At 71.1% G+C, this 16152-nt stretch carries 15 protein-coding genes; 2 read left to right on the forward strand and 13 right to left on the reverse strand.

What is annotated here, in order from left to right; all coding sequences use genetic code 11:
- Positions 1–265 precede the first annotated feature (265 nt).
- From ABZT49_RS11115 to ABZT49_RS11140, 6 genes are all read right to left on the reverse strand, one after another.
- Positions 266–2734: a TonB-dependent receptor domain-containing protein gene (locus tag ABZT49_RS11115; RefSeq protein WP_355286133.1), complete on the reverse strand. Its 2469-nt coding sequence runs from the start codon at positions 2732–2734 to the stop codon at positions 266–268.
- Between the two features lie 273 nt (positions 2735–3007).
- A complete protein-coding gene (aat, locus tag ABZT49_RS11120; protein WP_355286134.1) occupies positions 3008–3670 on the reverse strand; it encodes a leucyl/phenylalanyl-tRNA--protein transferase in 663 nt (220 codons plus the stop codon).
- A 157-nt stretch (positions 3671–3827) separates the two neighbouring features.
- A complete protein-coding gene (locus ABZT49_RS11125; protein WP_355286135.1) occupies positions 3828–4112 on the reverse strand; it encodes a hypothetical protein in 285 nt (94 codons plus the stop codon).
- A 260-nt stretch (positions 4113–4372) separates the two neighbouring features.
- A complete protein-coding gene (accC, locus tag ABZT49_RS11130; RefSeq protein ID WP_355286136.1) occupies positions 4373–5728 on the reverse strand; it encodes an acetyl-CoA carboxylase biotin carboxylase subunit in 1356 nt (451 codons plus the stop codon).
- A gap of 112 nt (positions 5729–5840) precedes the next feature.
- Positions 5841–6335, reverse strand: a complete 495-nt coding sequence (accB, locus tag ABZT49_RS11135) for an acetyl-CoA carboxylase biotin carboxyl carrier protein (protein ID WP_355286137.1) — start codon at positions 6333–6335, stop codon at positions 5841–5843.
- A 256-nt stretch (positions 6336–6591) separates the two neighbouring features.
- Complete coding sequence (locus ABZT49_RS11140) at positions 6592–7419, reverse strand: DsbA family protein (protein ID WP_355286138.1); 828 nt, start codon at positions 7417–7419, stop codon at positions 6592–6594.
- Between the two features lie 186 nt (positions 7420–7605).
- Here ABZT49_RS11140 and ABZT49_RS11145 point away from each other — a divergent pair, with 186 nt between their 5' ends.
- Both ABZT49_RS11145 and ABZT49_RS11150 read left to right on the forward strand, forming a co-directional pair.
- Positions 7606–8772 carry an aminotransferase class I/II-fold pyridoxal phosphate-dependent enzyme gene (locus ABZT49_RS11145; RefSeq protein WP_355286139.1) on the forward strand — a complete coding sequence of 389 codons (1167 nt, stop codon included), beginning with the start codon at positions 7606–7608 and terminating at the stop codon, positions 8770–8772.
- Between the two features lie 13 nt (positions 8773–8785).
- The gene (locus ABZT49_RS11150) at positions 8786–9574 is read left to right on the forward strand and encodes a methyltransferase domain-containing protein (RefSeq protein WP_355286140.1); all 789 of its coding nucleotides are present in this window, start codon (positions 8786–8788) and stop codon (positions 9572–9574) included.
- Positions 9575–9799: 225 nt separating this feature from the next.
- Here the strand turns inward: ABZT49_RS11150 and ABZT49_RS11155 are convergent, their stop codons facing one another.
- The 7 genes from ABZT49_RS11155 to ABZT49_RS11185 all read right to left on the reverse strand — a co-directional run bounded on the left by ABZT49_RS11155 (position 9800) and on the right by ABZT49_RS11185 (position 15850).
- Entirely contained in the window at positions 9800–11203 is a 1404-nt protein-coding gene (locus ABZT49_RS11155; protein ID WP_355286141.1) for a sulfatase-like hydrolase/transferase, read from the reverse strand.
- A 64-nt stretch (positions 11204–11267) separates the two neighbouring features.
- Positions 11268–11744 (reverse strand): VOC family protein, encoded by a 477-nt coding sequence (locus ABZT49_RS11160; RefSeq protein ID WP_355286142.1) that lies wholly within the window; start codon positions 11742–11744, stop codon positions 11268–11270.
- A gap of 18 nt (positions 11745–11762) precedes the next feature.
- On the reverse strand, positions 11763–12227 hold the full coding sequence (locus ABZT49_RS11165) for an SRPBCC family protein (RefSeq protein WP_355286143.1): 465 nt from the start codon (positions 12225–12227) through the stop codon (positions 11763–11765).
- 59 nt (positions 12228–12286) lie between these two features.
- A complete protein-coding gene (locus tag ABZT49_RS11170) occupies positions 12287–12697 on the reverse strand; it encodes a glyoxalase/bleomycin resistance/extradiol dioxygenase family protein (RefSeq protein ID WP_355286144.1) in 411 nt (136 codons plus the stop codon).
- Between the two features lie 106 nt (positions 12698–12803).
- On the reverse strand, positions 12804–14057 hold the full coding sequence (locus ABZT49_RS11175; protein ID WP_355286145.1) for an RNA polymerase sigma factor: 1254 nt from the start codon (positions 14055–14057) through the stop codon (positions 12804–12806).
- On the reverse strand, positions 14054–14443 hold the full coding sequence (locus ABZT49_RS11180; RefSeq protein WP_355286146.1) for a YciI family protein: 390 nt from the start codon (positions 14441–14443) through the stop codon (positions 14054–14056). Before ABZT49_RS11180 ends, ABZT49_RS11175 begins: the two co-directional genes overlap by 4 nt.
- 87 nt (positions 14444–14530) lie before the next feature.
- Entirely contained in the window at positions 14531–15850 is a 1320-nt protein-coding gene (locus ABZT49_RS11185; protein WP_355286147.1) for a methyl-accepting chemotaxis protein, read from the reverse strand.
- Positions 15851–16152 lie beyond the last annotated feature (302 nt).

The following is a 16152-nucleotide window of genomic DNA, read 5'->3' on the forward strand; positions in this document are numbered from 1 at the left end:
GGGGGGGTTACCCTTTCCCCCCCGCCCCCCCCCGCCCGCGGGGGAGAGGGGCCGGGGGTGAGGGTGGCTCGGCTTCAGGATGATCCACTGAGCGTCGAGCTGGGCAGCTGTACGCTGAGCGATCTATCCGGAAGCCGAGCCACCCTCACCCCTACCCCTCTCCCACACGGGAGAGGGGATCCCGCGCTCTTCCGATCACGTTGATGATCCGGACAGCCGTCTCATGACACGAGCCCCGCGGCAGCCCCTGTGTCAATCAAGCTGCCTACCACGTCATCCGCACGCCGCCATAGACCGAGAGCGGCTGCACCAGGGTTGTGGTGCGCGGATCGTTCAGCACGTAGCGGCCGGCGAAGTTGTCGTCGCGCTCCAGGAAGGTGCCGAAATTGGCGTAGCGGTTGTTGAACAGGTTGGTCACCAGGCCGAAGATCTGCACGGTCGGCGTCAGCTGGAAGCTGGTGTTGAGGTTGGCGGTGAAGTAGGCCGGCAGCTTGCGGTTGAGGTTCGACTCATCGCCACGGAAATAGGACGACGAGAAGGCCTGCATGTTCATGCCGAAGCGCCATTGCGGGGTGATGGCGTAGTCGAACCCGGCCTTGATCTGGTGGTCGGGGACCAGCGGCACCTTGTTGCCCGGGCGCACGCTGATCAGCCCGTCATCGGCGAGCGGGTTGTTGGGCGAGGACAGGTCGCCGCGGAACTGGAAGGTGGCGTCGATCAGCGCGTAATTGGCGTAGAGGCTGAGGCGCCCGGTCGTGTACTCGGCCGCGACCTCGATACCCTGGCGCTGCGTCGCCGGCACGTTGATGAAGTAGCCGCGCGCGGCGTTGCCCGGCACCGCGACCTGGAGGATGTCGTTGGTGAGGGCGGTGCGGAAGGCGCCGAGCTTGTAGGTGAGGAGGCCGCCCTCGTAGAAGTTCGGCACCGAACCGCGGATGCCGACCTCGTAGGTGCGGGCCTCCACTTGGCGGAGCGGCGGATCGGCGACGAGGGAGTTCGGCAGCAGGCAGGGCCGGTCCGGGTTGGCGCAGGCGAGTTCGAGCGGCGTCGGCGCCCGGTTCGACTCGGAATAACCGCCATAGACGCTCAGCCAGTCATAGACCCGGTAGGTCAGCCCGGCGACCGGGTTGATCCGGCTGAAGTAATGCGTGCCGGTGACGTCCGGCGAGAAGCCGGTGAGGTCCTGGGTCGCGATGCGGGCGAAGTTCAGCCGCGCGCCGGCGGTGAGCGAGAGCCGGTCGGTGACGTCGAACGTGTCGAGGGCGTAGAGGCCCATATAGAGGTTCGAACCGGTGACCTGGCTCGGCGCGATGCCGAGCGCCGCCGCCGTGCGGATCGGCCCGGTGCCGAGGCCCGGAATGGTGCCGTAGGTCGGGTTGAGCGGGTCCGTCGTGACGCTGAGATCCGGGTTGATCACCCCGAGCGTGCTCGACGACTTGAAGCCGTAATTCGCGACATCAATGCTGCCGCCGACGATGAAGGTGTTCGGCCGGTCGAAGATCCGGTCGCGGTTGGTGGCCTGGAGCGTGCCGCCGTAGCCGGTCGCCTCCGTCCGGACGGTGTCGACCGTGCCGTAGGGCACGCCGGCCCGGAACGGGATCTGCTGGTTGCGGGGTCCCAGGATCAGGAACTGGTTGCGGAACTGCGCCTGGGTCTGGCCGGGCGCGGCCGAGAACCCGTCATCCTCGAAGCACAGGAACCCGCGGAAGTTCGAGCGGGTTGAGCAATTCTCGAAGTTGCCGTCGTTGCCGTCGATCACGTACTGGCTGAGGCGGCGGACATAGGCGTTGCCCGAGAGGTCCCAGGTCGGGGAGATGTTGACCTTGCCGGTGACCTGGATCTGGCCGACCGCGGTGTCGATCGATTGCGGATAGGTGAAGATCGCCCGCTGGTTGTCGCGGGTGAAGTCGACCGGCGAGGCGGCGGCGGCGCCGAAATAGGTCTTGGCGCCGGACGCGATGATGTGGAACTCGGAATCGAGGGTGCGGTGGCCGAGATCGGCGTAGACCCGGCCGATCTCCGAGGGCGACTGGTAGCGCCAGCCGGCATCGCGCAGGCCCTCGCCGGCGAAGTAGAAGCTCCAGGGGCCGACCACCTCTCCGTATTGCAGGGTGCCCAGGATGCGGCCGTCCGAGCCGCCCATCACCGAGACTTCCTTGCCCTGCCAGGTGAAGCCGTTCTTCATCTCGATGTTGACCGCGCCGCCGAGCGCGTTGAGGCCGAAGATCGGGTTGCCAGTGACGATATCGATGCGGTTGATCGCGACCTGGGGGATCAGGTCCCAGTTCACCACGTCGCCGAAGGCCTCGTTGATGCGGGTGCCGTTCTGGTAGACGGCGAGGCCCTGCGGCGCGCCGAGCAGCGGCGAGGCGTCGAAGCCGCGATAGGTCAGGGTCTGGCGGAAGCTGTTGCCCTGGCCGTCGGAGAGGTTCACGCCCGGGGTGGTACGGGCTAGCGTGAAGGTCGGGTCGAGGGTAGCGCGGTCCTGCTCGAATTGCCGCGCCGTCACGGTCTCGACGGTGAACGGCACCTTGGCGAGCGGCAGGGCGCCGCCGCTCTCGATCCGCCCGCTGGTCCCGAGGCCGCTGCGCGTGCCGGCCGCGCCGCCGACCGGCGTCACCGGCACCACGTCGATCGTCTCGAGGGCGATGGTGCCCTGCGCCGCCGCCGGCGCGATCAGCGCGGCCGAGACGAGAGCGGTCGTGACCAGAAATCCCCAGCGCGACGCCGTCATGCCCGACACACTCCCCACTCGACTCTTCTTGGCGCTGCGTGGCGCCGCCCTCGGGAGCAGAGATAGCGAGCTTCACCGTTCTGCCGCAATCCCGCCGGACGGGGCATTGCACGTTCCGGTAGTTATGGGGCAGAGTTGGCGCTGAAACCCCGCGCGCCGTGACCTCGCAGCAACAATCCGTGATGTCGAGGAGACTTTTTTCGGGAAGATCCGGCAATCGAATTTGCTTGATATTCCCGAAAAATCAATCGTCCTGAGGGCGGCTTCTGATTTTCAAGGCTGGCCGAGGACCGCGACCGCCTCCGCACCGGTGAGCGGCCCGCTGTCCCACTGCGCCGGCCGGTCGATCGCTGAGCGCAGCATCGCCTTGTAGACGTGGCGCGGCACCTCCTCGGCGCCGAACTGGGCGAGGTGGCTGGTGACGAACTGGGCGTCGAGCAGGGTGTAGCCGCCGCGCTTGAGCCGGGCGGCGAGGTGCACCAGCGCCACCTTCGAGGCGTCCCGGGCGAGGTGGAACATGCTCTCGCCGAAGAAGGCCGCGCCGAGGGAGACGCCGTAGAGCCCGCCGACCAGCGTGCGGGGCTCGCCGGCATAGACCTCGACGGTGTGGCAATGGCCGAGATCGAACAATTCGCCGTAGAGGGCGCGGATGCGGGCGTTGATCCAGGTCCGGTCGCTGTCCCGCCGCGGCGCGGCGCAGCCCTCGATCACCGCGTCGAAGTCGCGGTCGGTCACCACCTCGAAGCCGCCGTTGCGCACCGTGCGGGCAAGGCGCTGACCGAGATGGAAGCGCTCGAGGGGCAGGATGCCCCGCTCCTTCGGCTCGACCCAGTACAGGGTCGGGTCGTCCGCATCCTCCGCCATCGGGAAGATGCCGGCCGCGTAGGCCTTGAGCAGGATCTCGGCGGTGATCTCGACGTTCAGGCTGCCGTGCATCGGCGGGGGTTCCGGGCGCAGGGAGCGCGGGGAAGCCATTCTCCCCCATGGCCGAGCCCTGGCAAAGATAGGGCGCGCGGAGCCGGCAGACGAAAAATGGCCCGCGGCCGGGGGCCGCGGGCCATGCGGGGCGCGGGCCGCCCCGGCTCCACCGCGATCAGCGCAGGAGCGGGCCGCCCGTGGTGTTGCCGAGGTTCGGGTTCATGCGGCTCGGCATGTCGGCATTGCCGCCGGTGGCCGAGTCGACGTCGGTCGGCAGGGTGTTCTTGCCGACGCCGCCGACGCGGGACGGACGATAGGGGTTCGCCACGGTGCCGGTGGTGAGCGGGTCGATCACCGGGGCGACCGGGTTCGGCAGCACCGGGCCCTGGTAGACGGGCGCCTGAGCCAGGGCGGGGGTGGCCAGGAGGGCGGCCACGGCGGCGAGCTTGATCACGCGCATCGTCAGTGTCTCCAAGATGTGAGGTGTGTCGTCACGGTCCAGGCCGGACCTGTTCCCTGCCTGACGCAGGGTTGGCTCGGATCGTGGTGTCCGTTGCTGGCGGAAAAACTGACGAAACGTCACCGTGTTCCGCGGTCCCCGCAAAAATCTCGCGCACCACCGATTGCTGCGATGCCGCATCCGGATCGGCGCAACCGGACACGAAAAAGGGGCGCCTCACGGCGCCCCTTCCCCATGACAGAACTGCGTTCGCGCGGCGCTCAGCCGATCTCGAGACCGCCGGTCTTGAGGAACTCCTCGAGCCAGTGGATGTCGTAGGCGCCGTTCTGGATGTCGGCGTTGCGCACCAGGGTGCGGAACAGCGGCAGGGTCGTGTCGACGCCTGCGACCACGAACTCGTCGAGGGCCCGGCGCAGCCGCATCAGGCACTCGTTGCGGGTGCGGCCGTGGACGATGAGCTTGCCCATCAGCGAATCGTAGTGCGGCGGGATGCGGTAGCCCTGGAAGGCCGCCGAATCGACTCGCACGCCCAGACCCCCCGGCGGGTGGAAATAGGTGATGGTGCCGGGCGAGGGCCGGAAGGTCGCCGGGTGCTCGGCGTTGATGCGGCACTCGATGGCGTGGCCCTCGACCCGCACGTCCTCCTGGCGCACCGACAAAGGCGCACCCGCCGCCACCCGGATCTGCTCGTTGACGAGGTCGATCCCGGTGATCATCTCCGTGACGGGGTGCTCCACTTGAATACGAGTGTTCATCTCGATGAAGTAGAACTGCCCGTCCTCGTAGAGGAACTCGATCGTGCCGGCGCCGGTATAGCCGAGCTCCTGCATCGCCCGGGCGACCGTGCCGCCGATCTGCTCGCGCATCTCGGCGTTGAGCGCCGGGGAGGGACCCTCCTCCCAGACCTTCTGGTGCCGGCGCTGGAGCGAGCAGTCGCGCTCGGCGAGGTGGATGGCGTTGCCGCGGCCGTCGCCGAGCACCTGCACCTCGATGTGGCGGGGCTTCTCGAGGTACTTCTCGATGTAGACCGCGTCGTCGCCGAAGGCGGCCTTGGCCTCGGTGCGGGCGGTCATCAGCGCCGATTCGAGGTCGGCCTCGCTGCGGGCGACCTTCATGCCGCGGCCGCCGCCGCCCGAGGCCGCCTTGATCAGCACCGGGTAGCCGATATCCGCCGCGACCCGCTTGGCCTCGTCGGTGTCGGTCACCCCGCCCTCGGAGCCGGGCACGCACGGGATGCCGAGGCGCTTGGCGGTGCGCTTGGCCTCGATCTTGTCGCCCATCACCCGGATGTGCTCGGCCTTCGGGCCGATGAAGCCGATGCCGTGATGGCCGAGCACCTCGGCGAAGCGGGCATTCTCGGACAGGAAGCCGTAGCCCGGATGCACCGCGTCGGCGCCGGTGATCTCGCAGGCGGCGATGATCGACGGGATGTTGAGGTAACTGTCGCGGGCCGGCGGCGGGCCGATGCAGACGCTCTCGTCGGCGAGCCGCACGTGCATGGCATCGGCGTCGGCGGTGGAATGCACCGCCACCGTCGCGATGCCGAGCTCCTTGGCGGCCCGCAGGATCCGGAGCGCGATCTCGCCCCGGTTCGCGATCAGGATCTTGTCGAACATGGGCGCCTAAAGCAGGTTTCGCAAAAGTGGCCGCCGGTTTTGCGATAAAAACCTGCGGCAAGGAACGAAGCGGATAAAGCGTTGGCGTGCCAATGCTTTATCCGCTGAGCGGTTACTCGATCAGCAGGAGGGGCTCGCCGAACTCGACCGGCTGACCGTCCTCGATGAAGATCGCCGTCACGGTGCCGGCGCGCGGCGCCACGATGTCGTTGAAGGTCTTCATCGCCTCGACGAGCAGCACCCGGGCGCCGCTCTCGACCCGCGAGCCGACCTCGACGAAGTTCTTCGCGTCCGGCGAGGGCTTGCGGTAGGCGGTGCCGACCATCGGCGAGAGCACCGCGCCCGGATGGGCGGCGAGCGCCTTCGGGTCGGCCTCGGCGGTGGGGACGGGCGGGCCGCCGACCGGGACCGCGGCGGCGGGCAGGGGCGGGGCGAGCGCGGCCGCCACCGGGACCTGCACCTGCTGCACCACGCGCTCGCGGGCGACGCGGATGCGCAGGTCGCCCTTCTCGACCTCGATCTCGCTGAGATCGGTCTCGGCGATCAGGGTCGCGAGCTCGCGCACGAGCTCCGGGTCGAAGGGATCATGCTTGTTGTTGGAGGGCACGGCGGGTCTTCGGCAATCGTGATGGGGGCGGGGGTTGGCCCGCCGGGACCCGGTCCCGGACGACGCGGGGGCGTCGTTTTGTCCGGCGGGCGATCGGCGGGCCTCATAGACCATGCGGCCGGCGCGCGATAGGGGCGCCGGCCCGCATGAGCGGGGCGTCTAAGCAGAGTTGCACGGGGCAACTCTGCTTAGCTCCTTGTTTTTGCATCATTTTCGCCGCCGAACCGGTGACCACTTCGGCGAATGATGCTTAGGCTCAGCAGGTGGCGTGGCCGCACTGGCGCACGCCCGCCACCGTCTTGCGGATCGGCTCGACGCCGACGGCGCCCGGGATGATCTCGTCGCCGATGATGAAGGCCGGGGTCCCCGACAGGCCGAGCTTGTCGCCGAGGCCCACATTCTCCTGCAGGGCGGCCTGGATGTCGGCAGCCTGCATGTCCTTCTGGAGCTTCGCGATGTCGAGGCCCATCTCCTTGGCCACCGCGATCGCCCGCTCGCCGTTCACCCGGCCGCGGCTCTCGAGCAGGCGGGTGTGGTAGTCGAACAGCTTGTCGCCCTTGAGCTGCTGCTTGGCCGCGAGCGCCACCTTGCTGGCTTCCAGCGAATCGGGGCCGAGCACGGGGAAGTCGCGCAGGACCACCTTCAGCTTGGGGTCGCCCTTGATCAGGGTCTGCAGGTCGGTGAGCGCGCGCTTGCAGTAGCCGCAATTGTAATCGAAGAACTCGACCACGGTGACGTCGCCGTTCGGGTTGCCGGCGACGAAGCCGTGCGGCGAGTTGTGCAGGATGTCGCGGGTTTCCTTGAGGGCGCTGGCCTGGGCGACCTTCTGGGCGTCCTGCTGGCGCTTCTCCAGCTCGGCCATCGCCTCCTGCAGCACCTCCGGGTTCTTCAGGAGGTACTCGCGCACCACGGTCTCGATCGCCTGGCGCTGGACGTCGGTCATCGGGCCCGAGGTTGCGAGACCTTGCGCCGCCGTGCCGGGGGCCGCCGGCGTGGTCGTCGGCGCCTGAGCGCGGGTCGGGGCGGCGGTGGCGACGAGGCCCGCGAGCGCGAGGGCGGGCAGGAGGCGGGGCAGGGGCAGCATCGTCGTCCTCATCGGGGTCGCTCACGGTCGGTGGCGCACAATCGTGGCGCGCTCCTTGAGCCGCCGGTTAGGCGGTTTCGCGGCAGGCTTGTCAAATCACGCTTCTCGCCGGCCGCGGGGCGCAATCTCCGGCAAATCCCGCTATGTGCGGGGGCGCACCCGCGCATCCGGATTCAAGAGTTCGTCATGTCCGATCCCGCCTACCCGGTCTCCCGCCGCGCCGCCCGCGTCGCGCCCTTCCTGGCGATGGACGTGCTCGCCGCCGCGGCGCGGCGGGAGCGGCAGGGCGACAGCGTGGTGCACATGGAGGTCGGCCAGCCCTCGGCGCCGGCCCCCCGCCCGGCCATTGCGGCGGCGCAAGCCGCGCTGGCCTCGGGCCGCATTCCCTATACCGAGGCCCTCGGCATCGCCCCCTTGCGCGAGCGCATCGCCCGCCACTACGCCGAGGCCTACGGGGTTTCGGTGGCGCCGGAGCGGGTCGTCGTCACCACCGGCTCCTCGGCGGGCTTCGTCCTCGCTTTCTTGAGCCTGTTCGATGCCGGCGGGCGCGTCGCGATCTCGGCTCCCGGCTATCCGGCCTACCGCTCGGTGCTCCAGGCCGTCGATCTCGAGCCCGTCGGGCTGACCTTGCGGGCCGAGGACGGCTTCGTGCCGACGGCTGCCGCCCTGCGCGCCGCCCACGCGGCCGCGCCGCTCTCCGGGCTGCTGGTGATGAGCCCGGCCAATCCCTCGGGCACGATGATCGACCGAGCGGGTCTCGCTGCCCTGGCGCAGGCTTGCCGCGCCATGAACCTGCGCTTCATCTCGGACGAGATCTATCACGGCCTGACCTACGGCGTGCCGGCGGCCACCGCGCTCGCGGTCGATCCGGACGCGGTCGTGATCAACTCGTTCTCGAAATACTACTGCATGACCGGCTGGCGCATCGGCTGGATGGTGGTGCCGGAGGGTCTGGTGCGGCCGATCGAGCGCCTGGCGCAGAACCTCTACATCTCGGCGCCCTACCTGTCGCAGGTGGCGGCGCTCGCCGCCTTCGACGCCACCGAGGAGCTGGAGGTGGTGAAGGCCGACTACGCCCGGGCCCGCGCGCTCCTCCTCAACGAGCTGCCGGCCCTCGGCCTCGGCGACGTGCACCCGGCCGACGGCGCCTTCTACCTCTACGCCGACGTCGCCCGGCTCACCAACGACTCGATCGGCTTCTGCCGCCGCATGCTCGACGAGGCCGGCGTCGCGGCGACCCCGGGCCTCGATTTCGACCCGGACGCCGGCGCCCACCACCTGCGCCTGTCCTTCGCCGGCGGCGAGGCGGAGGCGCACGAGGCGGTGCGGCGGCTCAAGGGATGGCTGCGCTGATCGGAGGAGACGGATGAGCGACTTGCACCCTGTGAGTGACTTGCACCCTGCCGCCGCGGGCGGCTTTTCCGCCGGGGCCGAGACCTACGCGCGCGGCCGGCCCGACTACCCGGCGGCGCTCGCCGCCTGGCTGCGCGATGGCTTGCGCCTCGGGCCCGGCCGGAGCGTCGCCGATCTCGGCGCCGGCACCGGCAAGTTCACCCGCCTGCTCGCCGCCACCGGCGCCGCCGTCACGGCGATCGAGCCCGTCGACGCCATGCGGGCGCGGCTCGCCGCCTCGCTCCCCGGCGTGACGGCCCTGGCAGGTTCCGCCGAGGCGATGCCGCTGGCGGCGGGAAGCCTCGACGCGCTCGTCTGCGCCCAGGCCTTCCACTGGTTCTCGACGCCGGCGGCGCTCGCCGAGATCCGCCGGGTGCTGAAGGTGGGCGGGCGCTTCGGCCTCATCTGGAACGTCCGCGACGAGGCGACGCCCTGGGTGGCGGAGCTCACGGCAATCATGAACGCCCACGAGGGCGACGCGCCCCGCTTCCACACCGGGGCATGGCGGAAGGTGTTTCCGGCCGAAGGGTTCGGGCCGCTGCACAAGGAGGCCTTCGCGCACGGCCATGAAGGCACCCCGGAGCAGGTGATCCTCGACCGCACCCTGTCGGTGAGCTTCATCGCGGCGCTGCCGGAGGCGGAGCGGGCGGGAGTGGTGCAGGCCGTGCGCGACCTGATCGCCCGCACGCCGGAACTCGCCGGGCGGGATACGGTGACGTTTCCGTACCGGACGCAGGTGTATTGGTGCGAGCGGGTGAGCTGAGGCTTGCAGAGACGGAATCGACACCCTCTATGTCATCCCGGGGCCCGGCGCAGCCGGGAACCCGGGATCCATAACCGCTGACGGTTCGGGATTGATCGGGACGCGCCCCGCTTCGTTCGGCATCGCCGACTGTTATGGATCCCGGGTTCCGCTGCGCGGCCCCGGGATGACGTGGAGCCAATAGGACAGGACCACGTCGACAGCAGTCGAGGCCGCCGCCGAACCCTACTTTCCCGCCGGCGCCCCCGCCCCGAAGTGGTCCGCCAGCTGCGCCCCCGTATAGGTCTCCGAGAAGCTGTCTCCCCGCTCGGGCAGCATGGTGGCGTTCCAGGCATTCCACGCCGACTGGAGCCGCGAAAACTCCTCCGGGCGCCGGGCCTTGAGGTTTCCCCGCTCCAGCGGGTCGGCGACGACGTCGAACAGGAAGGTCTGGTCGCGGATCTTGAGGTATTTGAGGTCGCCGTCGCGCATCGCGGCTTGCGCGTTGGCGCGGTAGCGCCAGTGGAAGGTGCGCGGGCGCTCCGGCGCCGCTCCGCCCAGGATCGGCAGGAGGTCGATGCCGTCCGACGGGTAGGCGGGGTCCGGCGCCGCGCCGGCGGCGGAGAGCAGCGTCGGCAGCCAGTCCATGGTGATCATCGGCTGGGCCGAGACCGCTCCCGCCTTGAGCCGCCGCGGCCACGACACGATCGCCGGGATGCGCAGGCCCCCTTCCAAAAGTTCGGTCTTGCGGCCGGTGAAGGGCCAGGTGTCGGAGAACCGCTCGCCGCCATTGTCGCTGGTGAACACCACGATCGTGTCCTCGGCGACGCCGTTCGCCTCCAGCGCGTCGAGGACGCGGCCGATCTGGGTGTCCATCTCGGCGACGATGCGCCGGTAGGTCGCTTGAGTGCCGCCGTCGAAGTGGCGCAGGTTGCTGCCGGCGATCCGGCGCGATTCGGCCTCGTCGTCGGGCGTCTCCCACGGCCAGTGCGGCGCGTTGAAGTGCAGGCTGAGGAAGAACGGGCGCCCGGCCTTCGCCGATGCCGCGATCGTCTCGACCGCGCGATGGCCGAGGAGGTGGGTGGCGTAGCCGACCTCCTCGATCCGCACGTCGCCGTCCCACAGGTCCGGCTTGTCGTCGGTGCCGCGGTGGCTGAAATAATCGATGGTGCCGCCGCGAAAGCCCCAGAACTGATCGTAGCCGCGCTGCAGCGGCCCGTAATCCTGCACGCTGCCGAGATGCCACTTGCCGACGAGCGCCGTGCGGTAGCCGGCCTGGCGCAGCAGCCCCGGCAGGGTCGGGTGGTCCGCCGGCAGGCCGCCGGCGAAGCGGGTCGTCACCGGCTCCTCCAGCCCGACTGGCAGCCGGTACTGGTAGCGCCCGGTGATCAGCGCCGTGCGGGTGGCCGAGCACACCGCCGAGTTGGCATATCCTTGCGTGAAGCGCACGCCCCGCGCGGCGATCCGGTCGATATGCGGGGTGGCGAGGTCGGGCCGGCCGTAACAGGCGACGTCGGCATAGCCGAGGTCGTCGGCCATGATGAAGACGATGTTCGGACGCTCCGCCGCCCGGGCCGCCCGCGGCCCGGCGAAGGCCGCCGCCCCGGCGGCCGCGCTCCCCAGCACGCGCCTGCGCGTGATGCCCGCCATGCCGATCCTCCCCTGTATTAGCGCGATGCTACGGGGTGGGGGACCGGCGGGCAACCGGGGCGGATCAGCCGGCGGCCGCCCGCTCCAGCGCCGCGGCGTCGATCCGGATCATCTCCTGCATCGCGGAAAAGACCCGGGCGGCGATGGCGGGATCCGGGTCGGCGAGGAGCCGCGGCAGGATCTCGGGAAAAATCTGCCAGGGCACGCCCCAGCGGTCGCGCAGCCAGCCGCACTGGATCTCGCTGCCGCCTCCGGCGATCAGGGCGTCCCAGATCCGGTCGACCTCGGCCTGATCGCGGCAGGCGACCGCGATCGAGGCGGCGGTGCCGTACTCGACCCGCCTGCCGCCGTTCAGCGCCTGGAAGCTCTGCCCGCCGAGGGTGAAGCTCACCAGGATCGCGTCGCCGGGCGCGCCGCCGGGCCAGGGCCCCGGCGCGCGGAAGATCGGCCCGATCTGCGAATCCGGGACGAGGGACACGTAGGTGCGCACGGCCTCCTCGCCGTCGCGCTCGAACCACAGGCAGGTGGCGACCTTGGCCATGATGTGTCCTCCGTCGTGTCAGAGCCGGGCGGCGAGGTCGGCGAGCTGGTCGGCGCAGCGGCCCCAGCCGTCGTGGAACCCCATCGCCTCGTGGGCGGCGCGGTCCTCCGTGGTCCAGTGCCGGGCGAGCGCCGTGTAGCGGGTGGCGTCCCCTTCCGGCGCGAAGGTGATGATGCCGGTGAAGAACGGTTTTGCCGCCGGTTCCCAGGCGCGCGTATAGGCGTCGGTGAAGACGATGCGGGCGTTCTCGACCAGTTCGAGATAGACGCCGCTCATGGCGAATTCGGTCCCGTCCGGGCCGCGCATGACGATGCGGGTGGCGCCGCCGGGGCGGAGCTCGGTCTCGGCCTCCGCGACCGTGAAGGGCTTGGGGGCGAACCACTGCTTGATCAGCGCCGGCTCGGTCCAGGCCCGGTAGAGCGCGGCCGGGGAAGCGGGGATGAGGCGGGTGAGGACGAGGTCGCGTCCGCTCGAATCGGCCATCGGGTGGGGCTCCGGGCGAGGGGAGGGGGGACCGGCTTGGTCCGGTCCCGGCGTCACGATCAGCGTTTCTGCTGGTTCATCGCCCAGACGACGCCGAAGGGGTCGCGCAGCTGGCCGTAGCGGTCGCCCCAGAACATCTCGGCCGGTGGCATCACGGCGGTAGCGCCGGCCTCGACGGCCTGGGCGTAGCGGGCGTCGATGTCCTCGACCATCAGGGTCAGCGTGAAGGCCTGGGGGCCTACGAGCGCGCAGCCGTGCTCGGGAAAGGCGTCGCTCAGCATCAGCGACGAGCCGTTGACGTGGAGGTGCACGTGCGGCGTGCGGCCCTGCGGGTCGGCCGGCATCGCCGCGACGATCTCGGCGCCGAAGGCGCGGGTGTAGAACTCCGCCGCCTTCAGGGCGCCGTCGAGCATCAGATAGGTGACGAGGCCGCCCTTCACGGGGGCGACGGCCGGGGTGTCGTTGCTCATGTGGTCCTCTCCTCGGTCCGGTTTTCTTGGGGTGGGCCGGTTTTCCCGCGGCCTCGCTTCAAGGACGGGCATTCCCCGCCCGTCCCGACAGGCGCTCTCAGATTTTTTAGGGACCAGTTTCCGTGAGCCGGTCGAGTTGGCGGCGGATATGCGCGGCCTCGGCGGGCGTGCCGGCGAGCGCGATCGCCCGGCCCATCGCCTCCCGGGCGTCGGCAGTCCGTCCGAGCTGCATCAGCAGGGCGCCGCGCAGGCCGTGGAAGTGGAAGTAGCCGTCGAGCGGCCCGGCCAGGGGCTCGACGAGGGCGAGCCCGGCCGCCGGACCGCCGACCTTGGCGGTCGCGACCGCCCGGTTGAGCGTCACGACCGGCGATGGCTGCATCCGCTCCAGCGCGGCGTAGAGCGCGTCGATCCCCGCCCAGTCGGTCTCCTGCGGCTGGCTGGCGCGGGCGTGCAGGGCGGCGATCGCGGCCTGGACCTGGTAGGGGCCGGGGGAGCGGTGGCGCATCGCCTTGTCGACGAGGGCCAGCCCCTCGGCGATCATGGGCTTGCGCCAGAGCCCGCGATCCTGGTCCTCCAGGAGGACGATCTCGCCGTCGGGATCGAAGCGCGCCGGGGAGCGGGCGTGCTGGAGCAGCATCAGGGCGAGGAGCCCCATCACCTCCGGATCGGTGGGAAACAGCCGCAGGAGCAGGCGGGCGAGGCGGATCGCCTCGTCGCACAGGGCGGCCCGCTCCGAGCCGGTCGCCGCCGAGTAGCCGGCATTGAAGACGAGGTAGAGCATCGCCGCGACGGCGGAGAGCCGCTCCGCCCGCTCGGCCGGGCCCGGCGCCCCGTAGGGCACCGGGCTGCGACTGATGCGGGCCTTGGCGCGGGTGAGGCGCTGCTCCATCGCTGCCTCCGAGACCAGGAAGGCGCGGGCGATGCGCGCGAGCGGCAGCCCCGAGACGATGCGCAAAGCCAGCGCGACCTGCTGCGTCGCCGGCAGCTCCGGATGGCAGCAGATGAACAGGAGCCGCAGGATGTCGTCCCGGTAGGCCTGCGCGTCGATCGCCTCGGCGAGCGGCGTCTCGGCATCGTCGAGTTCCGAGAGCGCACCGTCCTCGGGCAGGGGCGCCTCGCGGGCGACGCGGCGGCGGCCGTCGAGGGCGGCGTTGCGCCCGACCAGGATCAGCCAGGCCGCCACGTCCCGCGGCGGGCCGGTGCGGGGCCATGTGCGCAGGGCCCGCAGGCTCGCCTCCTGAAAGGCCTCCTCGGCGGTGTCGAGATCGCGAAACACCCGCAGCAGGGCCGCGACCACCCGCGGCCTCGCCGCCGCGAGGGCGCAGGCCAGCCAGGCGGCGTCGGGCGAGGCCTCGCTCACTTCACGCCCGCCGCGGCGGTCGGGCGCGGGTCCGGATTGTAGAGCAGGACCGGGCGCAGCTCGTAGGCGCCGCCCGGATTGGCGCCCGCGAGGTCGCGGGCGATCGCCAGCGCCTCGTCGAGATCGGCGACGTCGACGACGTAGAAGCCGAGCAACTGCTCCTTGGTCTCGGCGAAGGGGCCGTCGATCACCAGCGGCGGCTCGCTCGCCTTGCGCAGGGTGGTGGCGGCGGTGGTCGGCAGGAGCCGCAGCGAGGGCCCGAGCTGGCCCCGGCGCTCCAACTGCTCGTGCACCTGCCCGAGCCGCTCCATCACGGCCTCGTCCTCCGCCGCGCTCCAGGCGGCGACGACGTCCTCGTCCTTGTAGCACAGGATGGCGTAGAGCATGGTCGATCCTCCCTTAAGGCCAGTACGCGCGGCGCAGCGCGAATCCGACGAGGATCGCCGAAAAATCTCACACGGGCGACGGCCCCGTCAGGGCCGCGCCATCCCGTCCGCGGCGGCCACCATCGCCTTGGCGGCGGCCTCGAAGGCCTGGAAGGCGGGGATCGCCCGGTCCCAGGCGCCCTGTCCCAGCGCGTCGGCCATGGCGGCGGCGTGGTGGTGCGCATCGGCGGCGGCGGCGATGAGCCGGGCGGCGGCGGGATCGGCGGCATCCACCCCGAGATCCGCCGCGGCGTCGCGGAAGGGCGGAACCGCTGCACCGACGGGCCCAAGCCCGACCAGGGCCGCGGCAAGGCGGCGCTTCCACACGCCCATGTCGGCCGGCAGGCGCACCAGCGCGTAGGCCGGCAAGCCGCGGGCGGCCCCGGCCGCGAGTGCGTCCTGCGCCGCCGTCTCGGCCCGCACCAGGATCGCCATCAGCCCGTCGATCTCGGTGCGGGTCTTCTGCGCCTTGCCGGCGACCTGCTGCACGCCCGCCGAGATCTCGGCGGTGGCGGCCTCCTGCTGGCCAAGGACCTCGGCGAGCGCCCGGATGCCCTCGGCCGAACGGGCCACGGCCTGACCCTCCTGCGCCACCCGGGCCTCGACCCGGCCGACCGCGGCGGTGCCGCTCGCCACGGCGTGGCGGCTCTCGGCCACGGCGGCCTGGATGGCGGCCAGCTCCTGGAGCAGCACCGCCAGGCGGCCGCGGATCTGCTCGGTGGCCCGCGCGGTCTGGCCGGAGAGCTGCTTGACCTCCGCCGCGACGACCGCGAAGCCGCGGCCCGCCTCGCCGGCCCGGGCCGCCTCGATCGTGGCATTCAGGGCGAGCAGGTTGGTCTGGCTTGAGATCGCCTCGATCGTGCCCGCCATCTCCTGGATCTGGAGCGCCGCGCCCTCGAAGCCGGTCAGGCGCTGCTCGATCTGCCCGGCATGGGTCTCGATCGCCGCCATGGTGCGGCTCGCCTCGCGCATGTCGGCGGCGCAGGCCGCGATGCCGCCGCTCGCCTGCTCGGCGACGTCGGCGCTGGATTGCGAGCGGCCGGCGAGCTCCCGGGTCGAGGCCGCGACCTCTTCGACCGCCGCCGCCATGGCGCGGGTCTGCCCGGCGATCTCGCCGGCGTCGTGGGTCATCCAGCCGAGCACCGTGGCCGCCTCCGAAGCCTCCGCGGCGACGCGGGCGGTGCTGCCGAGATCGGACGCCGCCGCCCCGCGCATCTGGCCGACGAGGCGGGCGAGCGCACTCGCCAGCCGGCCGGTCCCCAGCTCGGCCCCGGCGCCGGCCCGGTCGACCAGGCCGGCGAGCCGGTCCTCTACCATCTCGGGCATCTCGACGGGCGCGGGCGCGGGGGCTGGGCGGAAGCGGAACATGGGGGCGACTCGCGAGGCAACACGATGATTTCGTGCCAAGCCCGTATCGGTTCCGTTAACAGCACGCCGCCACTTTGCATTTAGCGCGCTATTTGACCAAAAGTCATTGTACACGGCCTGACGCAAGGACTCGCGTCGGCGATTCACAGCGCACTCTTACTATTCTCGTCGGTCTGGGCGCCAGATCGAGCGCGCCGGATGACGGCCGGCGACCGAAACGGAGCGGGCCGCGCCCCTGTCCGGAGCGCGGCCCGCCGTGAAACGTCATGCCTTGTGCGGGACGGGCCGGACGCCCGTCCCGG

The sequence above is a fragment of the Methylobacterium sp. EM32 genome (assembly GCF_040593685.1).
Taxonomy (GTDB): domain Bacteria; phylum Pseudomonadota; class Alphaproteobacteria; order Rhizobiales; family Beijerinckiaceae; genus Methylobacterium.